Consider the following 23,044-nt stretch of genomic DNA (forward strand, 5'->3'; position numbering starts at 1 on the left):
GGATATTTTAATCCAAAATTACTGATTCTGTTTGTCTTTAATTATTTTAGACCAATCGGTAAACATTTTAGTAATGGTATTGGCATTGATTAAACTGAAAATAAACATTCCGGTAAAGACGGTAAGCCAGCAATATGCTAATTTCACTCCATTTTTGTCTGTAATAAAGAAAAGTACAAATATGGTGATCGCTCCAAATATAAAAGTAAAAAGCAATGTATACATCAACACATGAATGATGTACATATTGAATTTAAGCTTTCTGAACATCCAGCCTATCAGGGCAACGGGGATAAATAATAGCAGAGGTACGAACATCGCCCCGAAGATAACAACTTCAGGATAATCTGTAATTCTGTCCTCCAGTCCGAAGAAGGTGTTAAAACTGAACCCCATCATAATGTTTCTCGGCATTGGTTACCTCCAGTAAAGTCTTGTCTTTATATCCTAACATTTTCGCCAGTATAACATTGGGAAATTCATGGATTCCTATGTTATAAAGGTTAATACTGTCATTAAAAAATTCTCTTCTGTCTGCTATTTTGTTTTCCAGATCGGAAACTCTTTTTTGCAGCTCCAGGAAGTTATTATTAGATTTCAGCTCGGGATAGTTCTCTGAAACTGCAAAGAATGAAGAGAGTGCTTTTGAGGTTTCGTTGGCAATTTCGGTTCTTTTATCTGCATCCGTACTGTTATTGTAAAAAGTTCTGAGCTCTGTAAGGCGGGCCAGAAGCTTTTCCTCATAATTCATAAAGTGTTTGGCTACGGTGACAAGATTGGGAATCTCATCTGCACGTTGTTTCAGCACCACATCAATATTTCCGTAAGCTTTTTCAACATTAAATTTGAGCATGACCAATTTGTTATACAGATTGATCAAAAAACTGATAATAACTACTCCTAACAGGATAAGTAATATGATTGCGACCGTCTGATTCATTATTGTATGAGTATATAAATAATTATTAAAAGGATGATGGAACAGGTAAACATAAATGACCTCAGCAATGGCTGATATTTGTTCCAAACACTGATTCCTGATGATGAAGTAATCCCGAGAACTTTATAATAGTCGTCTTTTCTAATGAAAGGTGTCCCGTTTTTAGAATCGGCATATCCCACCAAAAGCATTTTCTGCCCGTCTTTTATAAGGGTTTCTTTGTATCTTTTGCCTCCGTGGCTGCTTATATTGGTTTCTCCCAACAAAACCAGTTCTATTCCTTCAGGTTCTACTTCTATAATTCCTGTATCATCTTTCATCTGAAAAATATTACATTGGGTTTCCCTGTGAATGATGCTGTATGTTTCTTTACCGTCTGAGTCTCGCCCAATATTTTCGATGGTATAATAATATCCAATGCATTCTTCATTCTTCACCGGTGAAGATAAGGGATTTTTCATGATCAGGCTACCTTCAATCTCTACTACTCCTTTGGCTACGGAATGGATCTTTGAGGTGGGAAGAGAGGACTGCAGACGTAAAAAACGTTTTGCAGCATTAGGCTTCATTACTATGATAAATATGAATATAAAAAATAATAAAGGAATAAGAATGATGGCTTTTTCGGCATAGCTGTCATAATTATTTGCAATTTCATAAGCATATTCATGCAGTGGCATTTTGTCCTTGAAAATAACCCATAGAATAAAATAAATAAAGCATACGGCTATTATTCCTAAAATGATATATGCAATGTACGGCCTTTCTTTTTTTATTCCCATCTGTTCTGTTCTCAAATCCAGGAAAAATACATGACTGTTATTCCGATATTTTTACTTTTCCCTAAATTACATCAGATTCATTTAGTTCATGTATTTATACCACGGAGAGGCCGGAGGCGTGGGATATTTTAACCCGAACACGGCATTATTACGGTAAGCTTCTTTGGTCACGGAAATGTATTTATTTCTTATTTTCCCATCATCTTCAATGGAAATACTTAGTATGGAATAATTTTTTCCATCATCCCAGAAGAAAGAAGTTGGATAAGTAAAGGCATTTTTTTGATTTTGATCCCATGAAACTTTTTCGGGAGAAAGTTTTTTCAATTTTTCAAAAATAGGTTTTACAAGTTTGATATCTACAGTTGCTTTATCCGTGATAGAAGCTGTAGGATTTCCATGTTTTTTTACTATTTTTTCTACAAATTCCAAAGAGTATTTTTCGGCAGCATTGGTGTCAACAGCCCCTACTTTTCCTTTGTATACTGTAATTCTTGTACCCATCGTATTATCTAAGGGTATATTTCCATACGTTATTCCTTTGTTTTCATCAGCATAGTATTGAATGATGTCTGCTTTTGCGGCATCTTTCATAAATAAATCTTTGTTTTCAAAGTCATATTTTTTTGCGTCATCGCCTAATGAAACTGATGAAAGGTCAAATGATTTATTTCCACAACAGATATTGATCAATACTACAAAAATCAATATCAGAACTCTCGCTTTTTTCATACTATTTTATATTTTGATGATTACTATAATTCGCTATTTTTTATTATATGTTTGTTTTTAAACTATTCTTTATGATTTCAAATATATGAATACTATACAGGAAATATTAATGAAAATAAGCAATAATGCAAGTCTGGAGGACAGGGCTATTCTTTTTTTCATGGGATATGATGTGGTGTAGGTAGAAATTAATGAAGCAAAAAATGCAGCAAATCCTGTAAAAATACAACCTGCAGCAAACATCACCCAATCCAGCTGAAGAGCATTTGTACTATCCTTCCCTGCTTTATCTGTTATCTTTAGTTTCTGTCCCATAGCAGGTGGATGATCACTTGTAATATCCAGTGTTTTTGTTACCTTTTCCCCATTGGCGCCTGTATATTCTACTTTCGGAAAGAAAATCACCTTATCTCTGTAGGTAGAGGTTGAAAAGTTTTTAAACTTTGTAGTTTCTTTTTTGTATCCCACTACTGTTGCTTCATATTGCGGCTCATCAAAGCTTCTGTAAGCCTTTTCCCAGAAAAAGGTGTATGAAAGTACCAATGTCATTGCATTAACAGAAATAATAATGATTGAAATGATAAAAAGAAGGAAGGCTTTCTCCAAAAGACCTTCTTTTTTTCCTGACTGATCTCTGTTCGCAGCAAATTTCGTGAAGATTTTATATCCTTTATACAGAGAAAATATGATAATAATTGCTGTAAAATATCCTAAAAAAGTCATTTTCAATGATTAAATAATACTGAACCCTTTTTCTTTTGTTCTCATATGAAGTTTCACTTCCATTTCTATATTACTTTGTTTTTCAATATCGGGGCTTTTGAATTGCAATGGTTGTGAGCCGTCTTTTCTCATCAGCCTTACTAATTTTCCATATCCCATTATCTCAAGCTGCAGATCTGATTCATGAAGTTCTTCCACTTCCAGGTTCTGAGAAAATAATTGTCCTGCGCTTTCCACAAAGCGTTTCTTTCTTTCTTCTGTATAATATAAAGCTTGTTCCTGCAGTTTCATTTTGTCCTGTGACATTTCCAGATATTTTCCGGCATTATGGCTTTGAAGTACTGTTCTGATCTGCTTATAATATTTAAAAACATCACTGAAAAGGTCTTCTTCTTTGATGTCTTTCAAATCTACTGAATTTTGCCATCCATCCAGTACAAAAGGAAGCTCGACTTCTATTTCACCTGCGATTTCAAAATGAGGATATTTGATATTGTCACTCAGACCGTCCCATGGAGATTCTATTTTGGGATGAAAAGCAGATCGTGAAGCCTTCCAGTTATCAAGCTCTGCACAGAAGAAATCGATGGACATCATATCATCTTCATCCAAGATATTTTTTCCTAAACGAGGATACATTTTCCCGGTCACTTTATATTTCCCACTCTGAAGCAATGCCTGATTGATCATAGTATCACCTCCGAATCCTCCTTCTTTTGTTTCGTCTCCGTACCAGTCTATGACAGGAACATCATTTATATAGATGGTGCCTGAGCAGTACAGTCTCGGATATACAGAATATAATGTTTTTTTTAAATTATGCATACGTCAATTTAAGTTAAATATTTTTTTTCCAGGTAGAAAGTTTCTTCTTTTATTGCTTTTTCTTCTACTTTAAAATTACTTTTCCACCAGCCGACTTCTCCTTCTATTTCTACTGAAAGAACTACTCCTGAGAATTTCAGGATCGGCTGTATGAATAATCCTTTAGAATCGGAATCCAGTACAATATCTCCTCCAAAGTAAGAATCGGCTTTTGCAGCGGCTTTAAAAGTCATAATCGGTTTTGATTTGGTTCCTTTAACTGTTCCGATTTCGACACTTACACTGAGTTCAATGGTGGCTCCCATTTTCCCTCCAATAGTGGTTTTCCCCTGCATATTGATCCCGTTGATGCTGTCAATTTTCAGGGCATCTACCATTATTTCCAATTCACCATAGAACGTTGCTGTAAAGGTTACCGAAGCTCCTAGTTTTTCTAATCCTCCACGGAATTTATTAATAATTCTTGCGGCAGCTGGATTTCCTGTAGCTCCATAAGAGGCTGCAGCAATAGCAGCTCCCAGAATATCTATGACTACTTCAGCTCCGATCAAGGGTTTAAAGCCAAAGCCTACTTCACCAATTACGCTGAGTGTATTTCTTTCGTTTACTCTTTCCAGATACCATTTTCCTACGACTGTAAATTTTGGATATCTCATATTGAAACCTACCGGTATTGCTGTTTCTTTTGCCGCACTTTGAGCATAGTTGATTGCATTTTGGACAATATTTACAGCAGTGGCAATCATTCTTGCTACCAGTTTAATTTTATCTGCAAATTCATTAGTAAAGCTTCTCTTTTCTCTCCCGGCATCCCATTCAGCAGATAGTCCTACTCCTATTGAAATCGGAACTTTTCCGGTTTCATTCATTCTCATTCTGTTGTATCCTGCCTGCCTGGATTTTTCCTGGTGTTTTGCATAAACAGATCCAGGCGGCATATTGGCCGCTTTATAATTGGAAACATTCACCAAAAACTCAAGAGCGAGTTCCCATTTAATATCGGGATAAGCTTTGATCAGTACTGTAGTTCTTTTTTCGTTACTAAAATATCTACAGCTATGAACATGCAAATGAAACTGATTCGGATTGGTTGCTGAAGGCCAAATATATTCTATTGGATAAACATTGACTCTGGACAGGTTTGAATATACACCATAACTAAATGAAGGAGTAGTAAATGTTTTCACCGTATCTCCTTTATCTATTGCCTGCCCTACGTCTACAATCAGAGCTTGTTTTTTATGTTTTCCTTTACTGTCTCTGAAACATTCATTGGTTTGAAAACCTGTAATATCAATGATCAGATTTTTCTTTGTAGACACGCTGGGAGCTGTCACTTCATAGTTTACCGTTTGTGCATCATGGGCATTGAATACAAATGAGATATCTACTCTACGGTTGTTTTCGTAGTCTTTCTCATTTTTATATTTAATATTATCTCTTCCCATTTTATCATCGGTAGGATCTACTTCTCCTTTTCCTACTGAGATTATTCTTCTGGGATCTAACCCTCCGTCTGCAAAGAATTTTTTGACAACGTCTGCTCTTCTTTGGGAAAGTCCTCTGTTATAATTTTCTTTTCCTATAACGCAGGCATAGCCACTGAGATTCATTGTGGAATCTTTATGCTCCAGAAGGAATTTGAGTACATTATTCAGAATTGCGACTCCGTCTTTGTCAATGACTGTGGAATCAAATTTATAAAAAATCGTTCTTTGAATATGCTCCTGTAATGCAGCAGATTTTATCAGTTTGACACCATTCCCGTTGTCAAAGACTTTAACGGTTGTATTGCTGGCCTGACCGTCCTTTGTTTCATTTTCAGTAATCTTTATCACTTCAAATTTGCACGGCTCTAGTCTTACAGAGTTTACATCTGGTTTATAGACTTTGGTTGGTGTCTGATTCTGAGCTCCGTTGGTATTGGTAGTGGCTATTTTATTCTTTACATTCAGATAGATGGCATGAAGATCATCACCCAGCTTGTCTTTGATGTATTGTTTTGATGCAGTATCTTTTACTTTAACGTAGAATTCTTCCACATTCTGAATGTTGTCTACATAGGCCATCCATGCAAAAGTATTCTCCATTTTCACATTTACCTCACCATCTATTACCTGTACATTGTTGTAGGTGTGTACCAGTTTATCTTTTTTTGCAGACTGCTGGTTCCATAGCTCAATACTGAGTGTATTTCCGTTCAGCCCTTCTGTCATCAGGTTCAGGTGAACAATGTGTCCATAGGAAATATACTCTGCCTTTTTGTTGTTTTTAATACTCTTGCTGTTTTTCTGTGTAGACCATTTACTGCTTACAATTTTGGGATCACACCAGCCTTTTACATATATTCCTGTATCATTTTTTGGGTCTCTCACTCCTGACAGACTGGCTTCAATATAAAACTGATAGCTTCCACAGAACTGTTTTCCTATTAAAAACTTATATCCGGTAGCAGAGGTTATCTGATTGATGATAATTTTTTTACTGTTGTTCTGCCTCATCCAGGTGAGAGGTTTCTTTTTGTCTGCATCTGTAGTGCCTGGTAACCATTCGCCCACTCCAAACTGCACCCACTGATCCGGCTTTATCGTAACCCTTTGTCCTAATACAGACATTTTAGGGTAATAAAGCCCACTTACAACTTTTATTTTCTTTACGCCTTTTGCCATTTTTGTATCATTTAGATTGCACCATCCTGACCTCCTCCCGAAGGCTGTTCGTTATACATTTCTTCGGAATCCACCAACGGATTGATTTGCTGCTGGACGTCTTTATCTGCATTTTTAAAGTTCTGCTGGCTGGCTTCTGCTCTCTGCCCGTGGTCTATAATCTCAATGCATGGAGTTCCGGCAATAGCACATACGGCTTTGCTGTCTTCTACAATTATATATCCGCCATTGCTGAGCTGTACTTTATCATAAAACTTCTGCCATTCTGTAACCATGATCTTGCAAGGTGGCGGCGGAACTCCCATTTTGGTACAGTTTCCGAATGTGTTTTTTTCAAATGTAGCTGCTCCTATTTCTTTCGTGGTGACGATGAGTTTTTTGGAAGCGCTTTTATCATTGGCATATTCTTTTTGGTGTGTAAGTACTTTCAGCTTGTCCGGAGCCTGCCCGAACTGGCATTTGCACATGGCGCCCTGTACTACAATATGTTTTTCTGCCATATTAATTTTATCTTTAGTGAAATGGTAATTTAGTTTTTATCAATTCCTGAAACTGATACTGAAATCTTTTTTTCTTCCTGCAGCATGATACTGCATTCCAGGTAAAGAGATTCCGGAAGTGAAGTTTCTCCTTTCATATAGCTTATGAGTCTGAAAGTTCCTTGTTCATTCATCACAGGTTCGTCTTCTATAATCAATGAAAAAGGTGATCTTCTTATAAAATCATCAATGTCTCTTTCTTCATATAATTTCCCTGATCCTTCTACAGTAATCAGACCTGTTTCTCCTTTTATCGGATCTGTTTGCAGCTTAATTTTGTATTTGGGTTCAATAGCGTTGTCCACTACCGGAAAAGTTGATGTCATTTCTGTCGTATAATCCGTTCCGAAACGTTGGTAAATCCCAAAGAACAAAGCCCGGATGAAATAATCATTTTTAAGGTAAAGATCTATTGCTTCAGGCTGGCTGATTACTTTTTCAATCTTTCCGCAGTATTCGTCTACGGTTTCGCCCTCAAATTCTTTATATAATTCTTCTTTTACAGCCGGCCATCTTTTGATAAATACCTCAGCATTTTCTACTGCTTCAAATTTCCCCTGTTCATCTGTACTGATCTGTAAAGGATATAAAATCTCAGAGGTTCTGTACGCCAGCAGATCTGCAATTTCATTGACTTCTTCTTCATTGAGATAAAGATTAGATGTTCTGTCTATCTCAAAAAAGTGGTGTCCTTTTTCTGTTTTCAGCCAGCGAACTGAGGTTTCATATTTTAATTCGCTTTTATCATCTCCTTTTTCAATGGTAATGACAACACTGTATTTCCGTACTGAAATTTCCGGCTGAAAAACGAGATTATTTCCTCTTCCGAATTTCACCAAATTGTTTTTATCTGCAACTGCCGTTCTCGGAATAAAAAGTTCTTTCTGCCCGTTAAGGTTGATCAGGATCATATCCTTAACATCGCAATGATTATTGTGGAAGAGTTTTAATGTATCTTTATCCAGTCCGTACAGCGAGGCTATACTTTTTAAAGTTTCATCTTTCTGAACGGTATGTATATTATATTTCTGCATAAAAATGTTCCTGCTTCAATTTCTTTCTTTATATTTTTTATTTTATTAAAAATGAATAACCCTTGTTCTGTTAGGTCTTGGATCCATACCAATACCTTCTCTTCTTGCTGACCAGTGAAGATATTCATGGCGAAGTTTTCTTAAATCATCCTGTTCCTTTACTTCTTTCTGATAAGCTGTCTGACGGTTTTCCGGGATTTCGTTTCCTCCATAGGCATCCCGCAGGGCTTTATAATGTTTGAAAGAGTAAGGCTTGCCATCTCCCATCACGTAAGTTCTGAGACGGTCTTTTATTCCTATTAAAAACTGATCATCCAAAATAGAATATTTATCGTCTGTCAGTTTCTTTATGGTTATAGGAAGATTTTTATCAATGCCATATTCCGCCATAAAATGCAAAGGAATGTAGCTGTATGTCTTCAGCAGCTTGCGTGTTCCTCTTAGTGATAAATAGAATCCGGGGGTAATGGTGAGCTCATCTTTATGATACCATCCTTCTGTTTCAAGCTCTGTTTTTAATGCTTTTAATTTGGTACTGGTAGTCCATGAAGTTTCAACTTCTTCCCACGTTTCCTGTCCGTTTTCGTAAGCTCCACCTACATCACAGTGTACCCCGGGGAATGTTTTTTCAGTTCCGATATGTACTCTCGTAAGGTCAAAATTTTCCCTGTGTTCATCTTCTGCAGTAAAGTGAACTACAGTCTGTGCTTTTCCGATATCATTCAGGCTCAGTTCTTCAACGTCATTGCTGAAATTAGGTACTGGTGACAGGTATTTTGAATAGGAAGAAACGGTATCGTAAATTCCCAGGAATCTTACTTTTAAAACATCTACTTTTAATCCTGCTTCTTCAAGTTTAAGGCCTAAATGTCCCCATTTTGGAAGTTCTTCTGAAGCTACCCCTTTTCCATCGTCGTCTGAATAAGTAGTAACGGAAACGGCTTCGTTGGCAACTGTACGTGAGGTGGCTTTATATTTTGCTTTTCCAATTTCGTATACAAAATTACGGGCAGCAGCAGCTCCACGGCTGAATCCGAAAACATCAAAAGTAAGCACAGCAATTTTATCAGCTTTCTTTTCTGCTTTAATGGTTTTTACCTTTTTTACAATTTCTTCGCAGCCTTTTCTTACCTTCGATCTGATCCCGGTTTCTCCTGTTCCAAAAGCATATCCCAACGTAGCATCTCCTTCTTTATCCTGAGTACCGATGCCTTCTATATAGATTCCAAAGTTTTTATCATAGTTATCCCACATACGGGCTACATTACTCCAATCATTGTTGTAACTGGTATTGTCTGTAGATTTACCACCATGTTTTTTATGGGCATCAGTCTCTCTCTTTCTTTCGTCTGTATTGGTTTTATTATTCAGGGTTCCGTCAAAAAAAATCCCAATGGTAATATCCAGTACTTCCTCTTTGGATACAGATGGTGTATAACTTCCAAATTGATTGTTGTGCATAGTTCTTGTTTTTAAATTGACTGAGTGAACGCTATGATTCTATCTTTCGGGATACCCTTATTTTTGCTTTAGTAACAGCTAGTTTTTCTTTTTCAGATTCCAGAAACACTAAAATTTTAGTATTGTCTTCGTTTACTTTAATGGTAAGATCAATATTTTTATCCTTCCCTAATTTTTGAAACAAATCAAATATTTCTTTATCATCAAAAGCGTCTATCCATACTGCATACCTGTTGTTGTTTTTATCTTTCCAGTAAAAACCACAGAATCTTGGTACCGCTCTGCTTTTATAGGTATTATCTTTCAAACTCTGATCAAAAAGATTTTCCTGTTCTCCGTTATAATTGGTAAAACCAAAATCTATCCATACTGCTCCTTCAGGAAGAACTACTGAAGGTTTCCAGTTGTATTTTTCTCTGTAGGTTGTATAGATGTCCGCTGCAGGATATCCTTCTTTTTCAATTTTCTCACGAATTTCTGGCTTGAATGTCTTGTAAGAAGGATCTTTCAGCATTCTGTCTGCAAAACCTTCTTTCAGCATATACTGAGCATTATCATATGCTTTTTCTTTGGTAATAACAGTATCGTGAGCCTGGAAAGCACCTATTTCTCTCTGGTTACCAGCACCCTTCATCCAAATCACCACTCTGCCCTGTGGAGCTAATCCTACGACAAATGAGTTGTATGTAGATTTTTTTTTCGTATCCTGATCTACAAATCCTTCATCAAAAAGGCTTTTTATCTTTTCTTTGTCCAGGTTCCATTTTCCGGTATAGAATTTTTTTTCTACCAACGAGTACCATGTGAACTCCAGCTCATGGGGAGCATTCATTCTTTCGGTGGTTACGTTCATCGTTCCTCCTTCTTTTCCCCATCCTGTATTCTGTGTTCCCCAGATCGCATCAAAACTGTAGGTGAAATCATCAGCCACAATAGCTCCTTCATACACTTCCATTGGATATTCCTGTGGGGCAGAAACGGTTCCCAGCCAACTGTATTTTTCTTCCATTTTTTTATTCTGACAATTCGTTAATGAGAAACAGCATACTATAAAAAGAATCAGTATGTTATATTTACTTATGACCATGGGACATAATCTTCTTGTTACTCGCTAAAACCAGATTATCTCTGTGTGCTTCCACATTGATTTTCTTTGCTATTTTTTCAACCTTTTTTCCTACACTCAGGTGATAGGAATCTTTTACTGTTATGCGCAGATTGGTTGCTGTTTTTATGATGGCCATATCAGAAAAGTTTTGATTTTTCAGCGCTGTTGAATTCTACTATCTTTCCACTCTGCATGGTCATATTTTCCAGTTCGCTGAACATAGAAATTTCACCTGCTATTTCATTGGATGTTTCAGATTGTCTCTTGAATTCTTTTTCAATCATTTCTGTTCGGGTATCGGAAGCTTCCGTAATGTCTCCTGAAGCCGTAAGTTTCATATCTTTTCCTGCTATAGAAACAATATTGTCATTTGCAGTACTGGTAATACTTGCTCCAGCTCCTATTGAAATTTCTTTTCCTGCTGTGATATTGATATTGTCACCAGCATTTAAAGTAAAGTTTTTAGGTGCTTTCATACTGATATTGCCCTGTCCGTCCATGAAATAAGTATTGCCACTCGGATCCAGAATGGTTACACTACCTTCTTCATCATTCATTAAAATTCTGATTCCACTTCTGGTTTGGATAGATTTCAGATGATTGTTTACACCACCTCCTAAAGCGATTCCTCCATGGAACATTCCTCCCATTACGAAGGGTCTGTCCGGATGGCTGTGAACAAAATTAACCATCACCTGATCTCCCACTTCCGGAATAGCTACATATCCGCGGTTTTGGGTAATCTGGTCTGTTCCCCCTGCATCAGGGCTCATCATACGGATAAAGTGAGTGGTATCATTGGTCTGCCAGTCAAATCTCACCTGTATTCTTCCCTGTCCTTCGGGATCTGTATTAGAAATTACCGTTGCAGTCTGTGGTTCAGCTTTTGGAAGGGTATATTCCGGTTTTGGAAGAAAGCCAGTGTCTGCTGCTATCCCTATGAAGCTTCCATTGTAATGACCTATTGTGTCAATTTCATGTTCTGCTTCTGTAATCATGATTCTGGTGAAATAAGAAGTTTCATTAGAATCCTGTTTACGCATCTGCACATCTGCTACACATCCTGGATGCAGGAAAGGAACTGTTGTATTTCCTGAAACGGAAAAAACGTTGACAGCTTCGCTTCCTGATGCACTTTTCTGAGAGTATTCAACGTCAAGATGTGTGGTAGCTTTGATGGGAGCCATCTGTAAAGCCGGGGTTTTATAAATAGATTCGTTATGACTGTATGCTGTTTTTGCCAGATCACTCACATGTTTGATCGGGGTTGAACCGGAAGTCAGTCTTTCATTTTTATTACTGTTGTAACCGTAAAATTGTGGTTTGGTATGTACTGCTTTCAATTCCACTTTTATATCATTGGCACTGCTTCCGTAGGTAAGGGTTATGGGCTTGTTCTGAGCAGGAAGTTTTCCGAAGTGTAAGACTTCACCGTCATAGTAGAACTGTTCACCATAAGCTTCAGCCATTCTTGCCAGATAGTTGTAATGGGTTTCATCATACTGGCTGCTGTAGATGATTTGGGAAAAGTTATTCGCATCTACCCTGATATCAAAACGGCTTTTGTCAATTCCCTGTTTAATCACTTCTTCTGCAATGATTCCTACATTTACAGACTGCGTACCTCCAAAACTCTGGATATGTGGTGCTCCGTCAAGGAGAATGGTAGGACTGTATCCGGTAAGCACAATGTTTCCTAGGCTCATTTGTTCCTGGCTGAATCCTACTCCGGTAATCACTCCTACAAAGGTTCTTTCAGGACTGTTGTCTATATCTTTATAGGAAATAACAGCTGTAAGTCTTTTTCCAAGGAACTTATTGGCTTCTTCCAATGAATGGGTCTGTCTGTCTCCCAGGGTATCATGTGCCAGTGTCAGTGTAAATTCGTGGTGTCTTCTGGTGCTTTGTTTAAGCTTAAAATGCTTATAATACTTGATAATCTTCCCTTCTATGACAAGAGAAAGTTTTACCAAACGGTTGATACCTGTATGATGGTTTTCGGAAATACCATCTGCATTCTGCGTAGGACGAAAAGACGTCGCTTGTGATTTTCCAGGTGTATTTGACATATTTTTTAGTGATTTGATTAATTTTCTAACCGTTTATTCAACAGGACGGGAATTTAAAAATAAAAACAAAAGCTCCCACTGAATATAGTCTAAGGTAAAAAAAGACCGTCTTATTTAAGGACAGTCTTTTATCTTTTACTCATGAAAGACCTAGCTCATTGGCCAAAGTCCGTCATAAGATGAGTTTCCATATGTAATGCTTTCAGCACTTACTACAAAGCTGATCAGCATATTGTTACTGTCTATTGCATCAAAGTCTACTTCATGCTGGATAACATATCCGTTTTCCCATTTCAAAGAAATCAATGTTCCTTCTTCGTGAGATTTATTGAAGTTTATTTCTCCGCTTGTAGGTTTATATTTACTGTTCAGCAAACTTTCTAAAACATCAGATTTTTCTGTTGCTTCAATAGTTACTTTAATCAATGCGTTTGACGGATCAGATGCTACACGTCCTGATATGTCTGTAGATCTTGATACGCTGTAGTTAAGCTTTAATAACTTTTGACCTTCTCCTCCATTGAATTTTAAGATTCCTCTTGAATTTCCTGCCATATTCTTAAATTTTAATCATTAACAACTGTTCCCAGATATAGGATTTATATAACAAAGATAGACTTCATGTTCTAATTTAAAAAGTTTTTATGGCACTGTTTCATAAATTGTAGTAGTTCTACGACATTTATCAAATTTTGAATTAAAAATCAATTTTAGAATTTTAAACTAAATTACCTTGTTTTTAATTGAAATTTTTCTACAAAATCCTTTATAATCCCACATGCACAGGAAACCAAAAACAATCACTTTATTCAATATCAATCATTTAGCATTTTTTTGTGACATCAATAGTGTTTATATCCATACCCAATTACCATAATAATAAGGTTAATGATTACCATACCCATTAAAATATTGCTGTATTTTCTTTTTTTGTCGATAAAACTCAGGCCCAGGGTAAAAAAAAACAATAATAAGGTATATACGGCAGGATACATGTGAAAAGCTTCAGAAAACTTTCCTTCAAACACCAATACAATTGCTCTCTGGGCGCCGCATCCCAGGCATTCCACTCCAAGGAATTTTTTGCTGGGGCAGGTAAGCATAAAGTCTTCGATATCCATTACTGTGGTTTTGTCAACTATTTCTGTAATTAAGAAGAGATTTTGGCTCTGGTATACTGATGTGGAAAAAAGCAGTCTTCTTTCATCTCAAAAGACCCCTGAACGGCAATATATGGATTTCTAAGAATTTCTCTTGCCACAAAAACAAGATCGGCATCACCTTTCTGAAGGATTTCTTCAGCCTGCTCTATTTTGGTAATCAATCCTACTGCTCCTGTCTTTACACCGGCTTCATTTCTCACCTGTGATGAAAAAGGAACCTGATAGCCATCGAAAACCGAAATTTTCGCGCCATGGATATTGCCGCCGCTGGATACATCAACAAGGTCTACAGCATGTTCTTTCAAAATTTTTGCCAGTTCCACACTGCTTTGAATATCCCAACCATTCTCTGCATACTCCGTTCCCGAAATTCTTACAAAAAGGGCTGTATTTTCATTCAATTCTCCATTAACAGCATCTACAATTTCGATCAGAAACCTGATTCTGTTTTCAAAGCTTCCCCCATATTCGTCTGTTCTGATATTGGATAGCGGTGACAGGAACTGATGGATCAGATATCCGTGTGCCCCATGAATTTCAATAACGTCAAAACCAGCTTCTACAGCTCTTCTTGCTGCTTTTTTAAAATTCTGAACCTGCTCCTTTACCTCATCTGTAGTGAGCGTATGCGGAATTCTTTCCGTCGGGTGATACGGAATAGGGCTTGGTGCAACGGTTTCCCAGCCTTCTTCAATAGAAATCTGCAGGTTATTCCATGTTGAGCCTTTCCTTCCGGCATGAGCCAGCTGAATTCCTATTCTGCTTTCAGAGTTTTTATGAACAAACTCCACAATCCTTTGTAATTTTTCTGCCTGCTCATCATTCCAGATTCCCATGCAGTGATTGGTAATTCTTCCTTTAGGTTCTACTCCCGTAGCCTCTACAATCAACAGACCTGTACCCCCTTGTGATCTGCTTCCGTAATGTACGAAATGGAAGTCATTGGCTTCTCCGTTTTCACATGAATACATACACATGGGTGACATTACCCATCTGTTTTTTAACTCTACATTTCTAAATTTTATTGGTGTATATAACATTGTACTCTTTAAAAAAATTGAACTTTTCACCGGAAGAATAAAATATTGCCCACCTCATTAAAAAGAACTAATTTTACCCCCCTTTTTTAGTCTACAATATATGAAAAAAGATATACAGATCAGTTACGAATATTTTAAAAATAGCAGTGAACTGAGCACCATAGAAAATACATTATTTGAAAGAGCCAAAGAGGCTCGTGAGAATGCTTATGCCCCTTATTCTCAATTTCTGGTAGGATGTTCCGTGTTATTGGAAAGCGGAGAAATCTATTCCGGGAATAATCAGGAAAATGCCGCTTATCCATCCGGACTCTGTGCAGAAAGAACTACTCTTTTTTGGGTAGCCGCCAACTTTCCAAATGTGAAAATAAAAAAGATCTTTGTGGTGGGAGGTCCTAAAGAATTTCATGAAAATAATCCTCCGATTCCTCCTTGTGGAGCATGCCGTCAGAGTCTTATCGAATATGAGACAAAACAAAATGAGAATATTGACCTTTATTTCTCCAGTATGAATGAAGAGGTTGTAAAAGTGCAGGCAGTGAAGGATCTGCTGCCATTTTATTTTGATTCTTCATTTTTGTAATAATTAGTGTATTGTGTAGAAAGGCACAAAGATTTTATCTCTGATAAATTTAAAGAAATTTCTACACCGTGTCAAGGTTTAAAACCCTGACACGGTGTGATAAAAGAAAACGAACTTCACATTTCAGCATAAAAAAGACTGTTTCGTAATTTGAAACAGTCTTGTTTTTTTTCTATTCTTCGTCTTCATCTTCATCCCCATCGTCTTCATACTGCTCCAGATAGTAGCTAAAGCTAAAGTCTTCTACTTCGTATTCGGCATCTTCAAGAGTGGTCAGCAGATCTTCAAAAATCTCCAGCTGATCTACGGTCATGTTTACGAATTCCAGATGGAGGGGCATTTCTATTTCTCCGGTGATGGTGTCAGACAGTGCATCAAGATTATCGCCAAAATGTTCAGGAAGCTGAATTTTTTCCTTTAACTGAGCGTAAAAATCTTCATAATCACCTATGTCTGTAAAATCTATATATACTGTCTTCATATTGAACTAAATTTCCAATTTTTATTGATTAAAAAAGTTTTGCATTTTTTGCAGAAATCCGTTTCTTGATTAGAAATCTATCTCTGTGTAAATATTTTTCAAAATTAATATTTATAATAATTTAAATGCAAATTATACACTGGTCATTGCGAGGAACGAAGTGACGAAGCAATCTCAAAAAACATCCATAATATTTTCAACATCCTCCGCAAGGTCTTTCCATAATGGATTCATACTGTTTATCAGATCTAATTTCTTTTGTCTCGAACCAGCTTTTATCTGTTTTTCTCTAAATATAGCGTCACCTATCTCCTGAAAAGCTTCCCAATACACCAAAATATATAAATTATATCTCGAGGTAAAGCTTTGTGAGTAATATGATTCCTTATGCTTGAACTCGTTTAGGCAGATTTGAAGTAACTCCTGTATAAAGAGTTGTATGATTTTTATTAGTCATGATATAGACAAAACCTGCTTTCAACTGTGATTATTTTTTTAAAGATCGCTTCGTCACTTCGTTCCTCACAATGACAATTTGTTATTTACACATTATTGTTTCTCAAAGCTCTTATAATGATTTTTGGTAAGGTATACTTCCCCATTTTGGGTATAAATGATACGGTCAGCATTTCTTCCGCCGCAATGATAGTTTACATCTGCTTCAAAGTACCTTTCGCCATCAGGCAACCGCCCTTCTCTGTTTCCGAATTTATCTCCGCCAATCGCTTTTCCGGGAATTACGTCACAAAGGTTTCCCTGGGAAGGATTCCATCCTTGTTTTCTGGCTTCATTTTTAGTGATATAATAATCCGGAAGTTGATGATTCTGCTTCACGTAGCTGATCACCGTCTTTTCTTCTGTCAGTTGATCAATAGATACCTGAGCTGATGAATTTCCATTATTGGATGCACCATTCGGGGAGGTACTGCCATAGCTCACTGTTTCCTTTTTTACAGAACCTGCATGATCTTTCTTATCTTCAATAAAGTTCCTGTAAACATACATTACAGCCATTCCGAAAAGGAGTCCCAGGCATATAAAAAATAAGGATCTTATTTTACCGTTCATAACAATAGTTGTTTAAATGTGACAATTTACCCATCAGGCAGCGCATCGTTTATTGCTAAATGATGACACTGCTGAACTGGTACATTTTATTATGCTCTCCATTCTTCAGGAATATCACAAACCGGAATAGGATCCATTTTATGTTTGGCAGCTTTATGCATTCTGTCAAAAATCTGGAATACTTCCTTATCTCTTCCTTCGTAGTCATCAGCCGTTTTTGTTCCGTATTCTTTCTGGATTTTTTCCAGTTCCGGATACGTAGCCCCAATCTGCTGTTCGTCCGTTCTGTCTACATCCCAAAGTCCGTCTGTAGGAATAGCTTCCTGAATACTCTTGATCAGATTCAATCCTTTGGCAAGTTTATATACTTCAGTTTTATAAAGATCTGCAATGGGAGAAACATCTACTCCACCATCTCCGTATTTTGTATAAAAACCTATTCCGAAATCTTCTACCTTATTTCCTGTTCCACATACCAAAAGACCGTTCAGCTGTCCGTAATAGTAAAGAGTAAGCATTCTCAGGCGGGCTCTTGTATTCGCAAAAGCAAGTTTCTCGTTAGGATACAGATCATCTTTTACATCAAAAGTTTTATACAATTCTTCAAAAGCAGGTGTAAGATCTACAGACATTGTTTCTACATTGGGGAATCTGGATTTAAGGTCATTCATATGATCCTGTGCACGGTCTACCTGATCTACTTTCTGACGAATCGGCATTTCGATCAGTAATGTTTTCAGGCCTGTCATTGCTGCTAAAGTAGAAACCACTCCGGAATCTACTCCTCCGGAAACTCCAATTACATATCCGTTTACTTTGGCATTTGTCGCATAATCTTTTAACCAGCTTACAATATGATCTATCACTTTTTGTGTCTGCATTGTTTATATTTTTTTAGTCTATTCCAAATTCCTGAGGGTATTTCACCACTCCTTTTTTATTTTTTAATCCGTCTTTTATCAATTCTACAGCCATTCCGTTTTCTTCCGGAATATCGAATGGAAAAGAAATCCCAAAATTACTTGTTTTTTTGTAACCAAAGCGCGGATAATAATTTTCATGTCCGATCAATATTACAGATTCATATCCCAATTCTTTGGCAATATGGTGTCCCTGAAGAATCAATTTCCCGCCGATTCCCTGATTTTTAAATTCAGGTTTTACAGAAACAGGAGCCAGTGCAAGAGATTGGAAAGATTCTCCATCACCTTCAATTGTAATTTTTGTGAACAGAATATGTCCTGCAATTTCACCATTCCCATCTTCTGCCACTAATGACAATTCCGGAATAAAAGCACTGGACAATCTTAATTTTTCAACAAGAAACTGTTCCTGATGATCGCTGTGTTCCATATCTCTGAAAGCTTCCTCTACAAGACTGAAAACTTTTTTATGATCTTTTTCTTCTTCTTTTCTAATAGTCATTACTCTTATATTTTTCACGTTTCAGTTCGTACCAGAAACAGACTCCGTCAGGTTCTTCAAACTCACTGGTTTTTTCAAATCCTAATTTTCTTAAAATATGATTAGACACCTCATGTTCAGAATGAGCATAGGCATAAATAACCTCAGCATTCAGGTCATTAAAACCATAATTCAGAGAAGCTATTCCGGCTTCCACAGCATATCCTTTTCCCCATGATTCCGGCAAAAAACGATATCCCAGCTCCAATACATTTTTGTAGCCATTGGTTTCATGGGTTAATAATTTCAATCCGCTCCAACCTATCAGAAGACCGCTTTCTTTCTCCACTACTCCCAGTCTTCCTACTCCATTTTCTTCATATTGTTTCTGAATCATGCTGATAACATTTCTAGATTCATTGATATCTGTCAATACCGGTACACCAATATATTTCATGACTTCCGGATTGGAGTCCAGCAGAAATATACTTTCAAAATCTTCATCCTCGAGTTTTCTTAATATCAGTCGCTCTGTTTCTATTTTCATACTCATTAGTTTTTATTCTTCAGCACCAAAAATAGTTACGTCTGTTTTTGTACCTTTTTTGATGTCTGTTTCTTTTATTTTATTTCCCATTACATTGAGGGTTTGTAAAGCAGGATTCCCGGAAATATCAATTTTTTGAAGCTTATTATGTTCTACATTCAGTTTCCTTAATACTTTGAACTGCGTAAGGTCAACTGTTTTTAATTGATTTAAAGATAATGTTAATTGGTCAATTTTTGGAATTCCATTCAGCGAAATACCTTCCAACAGATTATTGTCCAGATATAAAGAACTTAAATTTTTCAGATTTTCTGCTTTGAATGAGGAGATTTTACATCCTGTACAGGAAAACAATTCGAGTTGATCCAAGCTGTTTAGTACAATATTCGGAATCACATTATCATCCAGAATAATCATTTTCACATTTTTAAAAAAGTGCAGATCTTCTGTGGAAGTAATCCCTTTCTGAACAAGGAACAGGTTCGTAACCGTCCCAGCTTCCATGGGTTCAAGTATTCCGTTTCTATTCAGATCAAAATTTTCAAGTACAGCTTTTTCAAAGTTCTTATCTTTAAATTCCAGCTTTTGCCCATAGAAAAAAGAAAGTCCCAAAATAAGGCAAAGGGTTGTAATTATTTTAATTTTCATCATGAATTGTGTATTTAATCCTTATTTTTGTAAACTTAAATTCCATGTAAAAATAATGAAGATTTTTAGATATATTGCGCTTTCTTCTATTTTAGCTGCCGGACTTGTTTCCTGCAAAAAAGAAGCTGAAAATCAATGGAAGGTAGAAGTTAAAGAAACTGCCGAAAAAGTTGATGTAACAGATATCTCCAAAGAATTTTACAATCCGAATGTTCCGCTGGAGCAGTTTAAAACTCAGTTCCCATGGTTTCAGGGAAGTGTTTCAGATGCAGATTTTGAAAAGAGAAGAATGGATGCTGAAGAGATCAAAATCTACAAGGAAGCGATTGGAAAGATAAATCAGGCTACATTACAAACAGAGCTGAAGAGTTTATTCTCGCATATCAAATATTATTTCCCACAGTTTAAAAGCCCCAAAGTATATTTATTTTCATCTGCGTTACAGATGATCCAGGATCCGATATTTTATGATCAGAAAGGAAATCTACTGTTTATAGATATTACCGGTTTTATGGGAGATGGAAATCCTAATTATAAAGGACTGGAACTTTATTTTCAAAAATCAATGAATCCGCAGAATATCGTTCCTAAGGTTTCACAGCTTTTTGCTGAAAATATTGTAACGGAATCTCCTGATCATCAGAAATTCATTGATCAGATCGTTCTGAATGGAAAAGTAATGATTCTTCAGGACGCTTTTCTTCCTGATGTTCCTGATTATCTGAAAATGAATTATACCAAAAAGCAATATGAATGGGCAACAGCTAATGAAGCCAACATCTGGAATTATTTTGTAGAAAGCAACCTGATTTTCGGTGATGATCCAAGATTGGGAGAGCGTTTCATATCGCCCGGACCATTCTCAAAATTTTATACGGAGATTGACAATGAATCTTCACCACAAATCGGAATTTTTACAGGATGGCAGATCTGTAAGACCTACCTTAAGGAAAAGCCTGAAACAAAACTTACAGCTTTCCTGAAAATGGATGCAACGACCATTTTTAATGAATCCGGTTATAAACCGAAACTTAAACAATAGAAAATTTAGAATTTAGAAAAAATAGAAAAATGAGAAAGACTCAGATTACGATAGATGTAGAGCTTGATGAAAATCATGTACCTGAAAATATTACATGGAACGCTCAGGATGGAGGTATTGATAAGCAAGATACTAAAGCAACGATGATTTCTGTATGGGATGATAAAACAAGAGAGGCATTAAGAATTGATCTTTGGACTAAAGAAATGCCTGTAGACCAAATGAAGATGTTTATCCACCAGATTTTAATATCTTTAGGAAGCACTTATCAGAGAGCAACGGGTGAGGAGGATGTAGCGCAGTGGATGGAAGAAGTTGCAGAAGAGTTTGCTGTGAAATCTGCTATTAAGTAAAAAAACAATTGTGATAAGCTGGAGACAGTAAGCGGTAAGCTTTTTGTATTCAGCTAGAGCAAATTTAATAAAAAACAATGGGCTCAAGTAATATATTCTATTGCTTAATGCTCAAGCCTAAAGCAAAAAATTATGAATTTTAATACAAAAGTAATTCACGGAGGGCAGCACCACGAGTCTGCAACAGGTTCTGTAAATGTTCCTGTATTTTTGACCTCTACGTTTGCACAAAAAAGCCCTGGAGTACATTCCGGATATGAATATTCAAGAGCTGCCAACCCTACAAGACAGGCATTGGAAGATTCTTTGGCAAGTATTGAAAATGGAGCGAGAGGTTTAGCTTTCGGTTCTGGTCTTGCTGCCATCGACTGTGTTTTGAAATTATTAAACCCAGGTGATGAAGTCATTGCTGTAGATGATCTTTATGGAGGTACTTACAGAATGTTTACAAGACTTTTCGAAAAATATCAGCTGAAGTTTACTTTCGTGAATTTCGATGATGTTTCTAAAATTGCTGATGTTATCACTGATAAAACGAGACTGATCTGGGTAGAAACACCTACCAACCCTTTGATGAAATTGGTAGACATCAAAGCGGTTGTAGATATTGCGAAAGGAAAAGATATTTTAGTAGCAGTAGACAATACTTTTGCAACGCCTTATATTCAAAGACCTATTGATCTGGGTGCTGATATTGTGATGCACTCTGCCACCAAATATCTGGGTGGACACTCTGATGTGATTGCGGGAGCGCTTATCGCTAAAGATGCTGAACTGGGAGAAAAACTTCACTTTATTCAGTTTGCAAGTGGTGGTATTTTAGGACCTCATGATTCTTACCTTGTACTGAGAGGGATCAAAACACTGGCATTAAGAATGCAGAGACATTCTGACAACGGACTTGCAGTAGCCAAGTATCTTGAAAATCATCCTGCTGTAGATAAAGTAATTTATCCGGGATTAGAATCTCACCCTCAGTATGAATTGGCAAAATCTCAGATGAAGGAAGCAGGAGGAATGGTTTCATTCACTTTCAAATCCGGAAAGAAAGAAGATGCAATTAAATTCTTAGAGAAAGTAAGAGTATTCACCCTTGCAGAATCTTTAGGAGGAGTAGAATCTCTGGCTAACCACCCTGCTCTGATGACCCATGCTTCAATCCCGGCAGAAAAACGTGCTGAACTGGGGATCACTGATGATCTTGTTCGTTTAAGCGTAGGTATTGAAGATGCAGAAGATCTTATTGCAGATCTTGAGAAAGCTTTTTCTTAACATACTATAAACTAAAATGAGAAGGGTTAATCAATCCTTCTCATTTTATTATAACCACCAACCAATCATATGAAAAACACAAGAAAAGCAGTCATTTCCGACTTGCCTCAACTTGCAAAACTATTTGATCAGTACAGAATATTCTATCACAAGACCTCAGATATTTCTGCCGCGACAAGTTTTCTTCAGGAAAGACTTGAAAATAAAGATTCTGAAATTTTTGTTGCAGAAGAAAATGGTAAACTTACAGGTTTCGTACAATTATACCCTATATTCTCATCTACAAGAATGCAGCGCTACTGGCTGCTGAATGATCTCTACGTGAATGAAAACCATAGAGGAAAGGGCTATTCTAAAGAATTAATTGAAGAATCCAAGGAGCACTGCCGTTCATCAAAAGCATGTGGTATCCTTTTAGAAACAGGAAAAAGCAATGATATCGGGAATCAGCTGTATCCAGCCTGCGGATTTGAATTGTATGACTCTGTGAACTTCTACGAGTGGAGCAATTCATGAGTAATGAGAAATCAGTAATGAGTAATTTTATAAAATATATTCATT

General features: G+C 36.7%; 28 protein-coding genes. 5 read left to right on the forward strand and 23 right to left on the reverse strand.

Going from position 1 to position 23,044, the window contains the following annotated elements; all coding sequences use genetic code 11:
- Positions 1-18: 18 nt before the first annotated feature.
- From CHRYMOREF3P_RS08295 to namA, 16 genes are all read right to left on the reverse strand, one after another.
- The gene (locus CHRYMOREF3P_RS08295; protein WP_180564368.1) at positions 19-414 is read right to left on the reverse strand and encodes a hypothetical protein; all 396 of its coding nucleotides are present in this window, start codon (positions 412-414) and stop codon (positions 19-21) included.
- Positions 380-853, reverse strand: coding sequence for a LemA family protein (locus tag CHRYMOREF3P_RS08300; protein WP_228408882.1), 474 nt, complete (start codon positions 851-853; stop codon positions 380-382). The genes CHRYMOREF3P_RS08295 and CHRYMOREF3P_RS08300 overlap by 35 nt, the downstream gene beginning before the upstream one ends.
- Before the next feature lie 86 nt (positions 854-939).
- A complete protein-coding gene (locus CHRYMOREF3P_RS08305) occupies positions 940-1,722 on the reverse strand; it encodes a hypothetical protein (RefSeq protein WP_077418180.1) in 783 nt (260 codons plus the stop codon).
- An 81-nt stretch (positions 1,723-1,803) separates the two neighbouring features.
- Positions 1,804-2,454, reverse strand: coding sequence for a hypothetical protein (locus CHRYMOREF3P_RS08310; RefSeq protein WP_077418178.1), 651 nt, complete (start codon positions 2,452-2,454; stop codon positions 1,804-1,806).
- A gap of 69 nt (positions 2,455-2,523) precedes the next feature.
- Positions 2,524-3,177: a hypothetical protein gene (locus tag CHRYMOREF3P_RS08315; protein ID WP_077418175.1), complete on the reverse strand. Its 654-nt coding sequence runs from the start codon at positions 3,175-3,177 to the stop codon at positions 2,524-2,526.
- Positions 3,178-3,186: 9 nt separating this feature from the next.
- Positions 3,187-4,002 (reverse strand): hypothetical protein, encoded by an 816-nt coding sequence (locus tag CHRYMOREF3P_RS08320; RefSeq protein WP_232538986.1) that lies wholly within the window; start codon positions 4,000-4,002, stop codon positions 3,187-3,189.
- An 8-nt stretch (positions 4,003-4,010) separates the two neighbouring features.
- Positions 4,011-6,671 (reverse strand): OmpA family protein, encoded by a 2,661-nt coding sequence (locus CHRYMOREF3P_RS08325; protein ID WP_180564369.1) that lies wholly within the window; start codon positions 6,669-6,671, stop codon positions 4,011-4,013.
- An 11-nt stretch (positions 6,672-6,682) separates the two neighbouring features.
- The gene (locus CHRYMOREF3P_RS08330) at positions 6,683-7,171 is read right to left on the reverse strand and encodes a DUF4280 domain-containing protein (RefSeq protein WP_077418171.1); all 489 of its coding nucleotides are present in this window, start codon (positions 7,169-7,171) and stop codon (positions 6,683-6,685) included.
- Positions 7,172-7,200: 29 nt separating this feature from the next.
- Entirely contained in the window at positions 7,201-8,244 is a 1,044-nt protein-coding gene (locus CHRYMOREF3P_RS08335; protein ID WP_180564370.1) for a hypothetical protein, read from the reverse strand.
- A 45-nt stretch (positions 8,245-8,289) separates the two neighbouring features.
- Positions 8,290-9,705 (reverse strand): T6SS phospholipase effector Tle1-like catalytic domain-containing protein, encoded by a 1,416-nt coding sequence (locus CHRYMOREF3P_RS08340; protein ID WP_077418167.1) that lies wholly within the window; start codon positions 9,703-9,705, stop codon positions 8,290-8,292.
- Between the two features lie 31 nt (positions 9,706-9,736).
- Complete coding sequence (locus CHRYMOREF3P_RS08345; protein WP_232538988.1) at positions 9,737-10,714, reverse strand: DUF2931 family protein; 978 nt, start codon at positions 10,712-10,714, stop codon at positions 9,737-9,739.
- Between the two features lie 64 nt (positions 10,715-10,778).
- Complete coding sequence (locus CHRYMOREF3P_RS08350; protein WP_156106421.1) at positions 10,779-10,949, reverse strand: hypothetical protein; 171 nt, start codon at positions 10,947-10,949, stop codon at positions 10,779-10,781.
- Position 10,950: 1 nt separating this feature from the next.
- Positions 10,951-12,882 carry a type VI secretion system Vgr family protein gene (locus tag CHRYMOREF3P_RS08355; protein ID WP_180564372.1) on the reverse strand — a complete coding sequence of 644 codons (1,932 nt, stop codon included), beginning with the start codon at positions 12,880-12,882 and terminating at the stop codon, positions 10,951-10,953.
- 150 nt (positions 12,883-13,032) lie between these two features.
- On the reverse strand, positions 13,033-13,437 hold the full coding sequence (gene tssD / locus CHRYMOREF3P_RS08360) for a type VI secretion system tube protein TssD (protein WP_077418161.1): 405 nt from the start codon (positions 13,435-13,437) through the stop codon (positions 13,033-13,035).
- Between the two features lie 287 nt (positions 13,438-13,724).
- Positions 13,725-14,003 (reverse strand): DUF2752 domain-containing protein, encoded by a 279-nt coding sequence (locus CHRYMOREF3P_RS08365; RefSeq protein ID WP_077418159.1) that lies wholly within the window; start codon positions 14,001-14,003, stop codon positions 13,725-13,727.
- A 29-nt stretch (positions 14,004-14,032) separates the two neighbouring features.
- Positions 14,033-15,085 carry an NADPH dehydrogenase NamA gene (gene namA / locus CHRYMOREF3P_RS08370; RefSeq protein ID WP_180564373.1) on the reverse strand — a complete coding sequence of 351 codons (1,053 nt, stop codon included), beginning with the start codon at positions 15,083-15,085 and terminating at the stop codon, positions 14,033-14,035.
- A gap of 100 nt (positions 15,086-15,185) precedes the next feature.
- Here namA and CHRYMOREF3P_RS08375 point away from each other — a divergent pair, with 100 nt between their 5' ends.
- Positions 15,186-15,668, forward strand: a complete 483-nt coding sequence (locus CHRYMOREF3P_RS08375; protein ID WP_077418153.1) for a cytidine deaminase — start codon at positions 15,186-15,188, stop codon at positions 15,666-15,668.
- A gap of 172 nt (positions 15,669-15,840) precedes the next feature.
- Here the strand turns inward: CHRYMOREF3P_RS08375 and CHRYMOREF3P_RS08380 are convergent, their stop codons facing one another.
- The 7 genes from CHRYMOREF3P_RS08380 to CHRYMOREF3P_RS08410 all read right to left on the reverse strand — a co-directional run bounded on the left by CHRYMOREF3P_RS08380 (position 15,841) and on the right by CHRYMOREF3P_RS08410 (position 19,819).
- Positions 15,841-16,149 carry a barstar family protein gene (locus CHRYMOREF3P_RS08380; protein ID WP_077418150.1) on the reverse strand — a complete coding sequence of 103 codons (309 nt, stop codon included), beginning with the start codon at positions 16,147-16,149 and terminating at the stop codon, positions 15,841-15,843.
- Positions 16,150-16,534: 385 nt separating this feature from the next.
- Positions 16,535-16,606 carry a hypothetical protein gene (locus CHRYMOREF3P_RS24320; RefSeq protein ID WP_317169715.1) on the reverse strand — a complete coding sequence of 24 codons (72 nt, stop codon included), beginning with the start codon at positions 16,604-16,606 and terminating at the stop codon, positions 16,535-16,537.
- 92 nt (positions 16,607-16,698) lie between these two features.
- Positions 16,699-17,217: a ribonuclease domain-containing protein gene (locus CHRYMOREF3P_RS08390; protein WP_232538990.1), complete on the reverse strand. Its 519-nt coding sequence runs from the start codon at positions 17,215-17,217 to the stop codon at positions 16,699-16,701.
- 89 nt (positions 17,218-17,306) lie between these two features.
- Positions 17,307-18,098: an NAD(+) synthase gene (nadE, locus tag CHRYMOREF3P_RS08395; RefSeq protein ID WP_180564374.1), complete on the reverse strand. Its 792-nt coding sequence runs from the start codon at positions 18,096-18,098 to the stop codon at positions 17,307-17,309.
- Between the two features lie 13 nt (positions 18,099-18,111).
- Positions 18,112-18,642, reverse strand: coding sequence for a GNAT family N-acetyltransferase (locus CHRYMOREF3P_RS08400; RefSeq protein WP_180564375.1), 531 nt, complete (start codon positions 18,640-18,642; stop codon positions 18,112-18,114).
- Positions 18,632-19,168 carry a GNAT family N-acetyltransferase gene (locus tag CHRYMOREF3P_RS08405; protein WP_317169680.1) on the reverse strand — a complete coding sequence of 179 codons (537 nt, stop codon included), beginning with the start codon at positions 19,166-19,168 and terminating at the stop codon, positions 18,632-18,634. Before CHRYMOREF3P_RS08405 ends, CHRYMOREF3P_RS08400 begins: the two co-directional genes overlap by 11 nt.
- Positions 19,169-19,180: 12 nt before the next feature.
- A complete protein-coding gene (locus CHRYMOREF3P_RS08410) occupies positions 19,181-19,819 on the reverse strand; it encodes a leucine-rich repeat domain-containing protein (protein WP_077419340.1) in 639 nt (212 codons plus the stop codon).
- Between the two features lie 52 nt (positions 19,820-19,871).
- Here CHRYMOREF3P_RS08410 and CHRYMOREF3P_RS08415 point away from each other — a divergent pair, with 52 nt between their 5' ends.
- From CHRYMOREF3P_RS08415 to CHRYMOREF3P_RS08430, 4 genes are all read left to right on the forward strand, one after another.
- Positions 19,872-20,858 carry a gliding motility protein GldB gene (locus CHRYMOREF3P_RS08415; protein WP_175627297.1) on the forward strand — a complete coding sequence of 329 codons (987 nt, stop codon included), beginning with the start codon at positions 19,872-19,874 and terminating at the stop codon, positions 20,856-20,858.
- 29 nt (positions 20,859-20,887) lie between these two features.
- Positions 20,888-21,211 carry a gliding motility protein GldC gene (gene gldC / locus CHRYMOREF3P_RS08420; protein WP_077419338.1) on the forward strand — a complete coding sequence of 108 codons (324 nt, stop codon included), beginning with the start codon at positions 20,888-20,890 and terminating at the stop codon, positions 21,209-21,211.
- A 132-nt stretch (positions 21,212-21,343) separates the two neighbouring features.
- Complete coding sequence (locus CHRYMOREF3P_RS08425) at positions 21,344-22,483, forward strand: cystathionine gamma-synthase (protein WP_077419337.1); 1,140 nt, start codon at positions 21,344-21,346, stop codon at positions 22,481-22,483.
- Positions 22,484-22,552: 69 nt separating this feature from the next.
- Positions 22,553-22,999 carry a GNAT family N-acetyltransferase gene (locus tag CHRYMOREF3P_RS08430; protein WP_180564377.1) on the forward strand — a complete coding sequence of 149 codons (447 nt, stop codon included), beginning with the start codon at positions 22,553-22,555 and terminating at the stop codon, positions 22,997-22,999.
- Positions 23,000-23,044 lie beyond the last annotated feature (45 nt).

This window comes from Chryseobacterium sp. JV274, from assembly GCF_903969135.1.
In the GTDB taxonomy this organism is placed as follows: domain Bacteria; phylum Bacteroidota; class Bacteroidia; order Flavobacteriales; family Weeksellaceae; genus Chryseobacterium.

Excerpts from the sequence above, each read along its gene's own strand:
- CHRYMOREF3P_RS08295 (WP_180564368.1), bottom strand. The coding sequence starts at position 414 with ATGCCGAGAAACATTATGATGGGGTTCAGTTTTAACACCTTCTTCGGA.
- CHRYMOREF3P_RS08300 (WP_228408882.1), bottom strand. The coding sequence starts at position 853 with ATGCTCAAATTTAATGTTGAAAAAGCTTACGGAAATATTGATGTGGTG.
- CHRYMOREF3P_RS08305 (WP_077418180.1), bottom strand. The coding sequence starts at position 1,722 with ATGGGAATAAAAAAAGAAAGGCCGTACATTGCATATATCATTTTAGGA.
- CHRYMOREF3P_RS08310 (WP_077418178.1), bottom strand. The coding sequence starts at position 2,454 with ATGAAAAAAGCGAGAGTTCTGATATTGATTTTTGTAGTATTGATCAAT.
- CHRYMOREF3P_RS08315 (WP_077418175.1), bottom strand. The coding sequence starts at position 3,177 with ATGACTTTTTTAGGATATTTTACAGCAATTATTATCATATTTTCTCTG.
- CHRYMOREF3P_RS08320 (WP_232538986.1), bottom strand. The coding sequence starts at position 4,002 with ATGCATAATTTAAAAAAAACATTATATTCTGTATATCCGAGACTGTAC.
- CHRYMOREF3P_RS08325 (WP_180564369.1), bottom strand. The coding sequence starts at position 6,671 with ATGGCAAAAGGCGTAAAGAAAATAAAAGTTGTAAGTGGGCTTTATTAC.
- CHRYMOREF3P_RS08330 (WP_077418171.1), bottom strand. The coding sequence starts at position 7,171 with ATGGCAGAAAAACATATTGTAGTACAGGGCGCCATGTGCAAATGCCAG.
- CHRYMOREF3P_RS08335 (WP_180564370.1), bottom strand. The coding sequence starts at position 8,244 with ATGCAGAAATATAATATACATACCGTTCAGAAAGATGAAACTTTAAAA.
- CHRYMOREF3P_RS08340 (WP_077418167.1), bottom strand. The coding sequence starts at position 9,705 with ATGCACAACAATCAATTTGGAAGTTATACACCATCTGTATCCAAAGAG.
- CHRYMOREF3P_RS08345 (WP_232538988.1), bottom strand. The coding sequence starts at position 10,714 with ATGGAAGAAAAATACAGTTGGCTGGGAACCGTTTCTGCCCCACAGGAA.
- CHRYMOREF3P_RS08350 (WP_156106421.1), bottom strand. The coding sequence starts at position 10,949 with ATGGCCATCATAAAAACAGCAACCAATCTGCGCATAACAGTAAAAGAT.
- CHRYMOREF3P_RS08355 (WP_180564372.1), bottom strand. The coding sequence starts at position 12,882 with ATGTCAAATACACCTGGAAAATCACAAGCGACGTCTTTTCGTCCTACG.
- tssD (WP_077418161.1), bottom strand. The coding sequence starts at position 13,437 with ATGGCAGGAAATTCAAGAGGAATCTTAAAATTCAATGGAGGAGAAGGT.
- CHRYMOREF3P_RS08365 (WP_077418159.1), bottom strand. The coding sequence starts at position 14,003 with ATGGATATCGAAGACTTTATGCTTACCTGCCCCAGCAAAAAATTCCTT.
- namA (WP_180564373.1), bottom strand. The coding sequence starts at position 15,085 with ATGTTATATACACCAATAAAATTTAGAAATGTAGAGTTAAAAAACAGA.
- CHRYMOREF3P_RS08375 (WP_077418153.1), top strand. The coding sequence starts at position 15,186 with ATGAAAAAAGATATACAGATCAGTTACGAATATTTTAAAAATAGCAGT.
- CHRYMOREF3P_RS08380 (WP_077418150.1), bottom strand. The coding sequence starts at position 16,149 with ATGAAGACAGTATATATAGATTTTACAGACATAGGTGATTATGAAGAT.
- CHRYMOREF3P_RS08390 (WP_232538990.1), bottom strand. The coding sequence starts at position 17,217 with ATGAACGGTAAAATAAGATCCTTATTTTTTATATGCCTGGGACTCCTT.
- nadE (WP_180564374.1), bottom strand. The coding sequence starts at position 18,098 with ATGCAGACACAAAAAGTGATAGATCATATTGTAAGCTGGTTAAAAGAT.
- CHRYMOREF3P_RS08400 (WP_180564375.1), bottom strand. The coding sequence starts at position 18,642 with ATGACTATTAGAAAAGAAGAAGAAAAAGATCATAAAAAAGTTTTCAGT.
- CHRYMOREF3P_RS08405 (WP_317169680.1), bottom strand. The coding sequence starts at position 19,168 with ATGAAAATAGAAACAGAGCGACTGATATTAAGAAAACTCGAGGATGAA.
- CHRYMOREF3P_RS08410 (WP_077419340.1), bottom strand. The coding sequence starts at position 19,819 with ATGATGAAAATTAAAATAATTACAACCCTTTGCCTTATTTTGGGACTT.
- CHRYMOREF3P_RS08415 (WP_175627297.1), top strand. The coding sequence starts at position 19,872 with ATGAAGATTTTTAGATATATTGCGCTTTCTTCTATTTTAGCTGCCGGA.
- gldC (WP_077419338.1), top strand. The coding sequence starts at position 20,888 with ATGAGAAAGACTCAGATTACGATAGATGTAGAGCTTGATGAAAATCAT.
- CHRYMOREF3P_RS08425 (WP_077419337.1), top strand. The coding sequence starts at position 21,344 with ATGAATTTTAATACAAAAGTAATTCACGGAGGGCAGCACCACGAGTCT.
- CHRYMOREF3P_RS08430 (WP_180564377.1), top strand. The coding sequence starts at position 22,553 with ATGAAAAACACAAGAAAAGCAGTCATTTCCGACTTGCCTCAACTTGCA.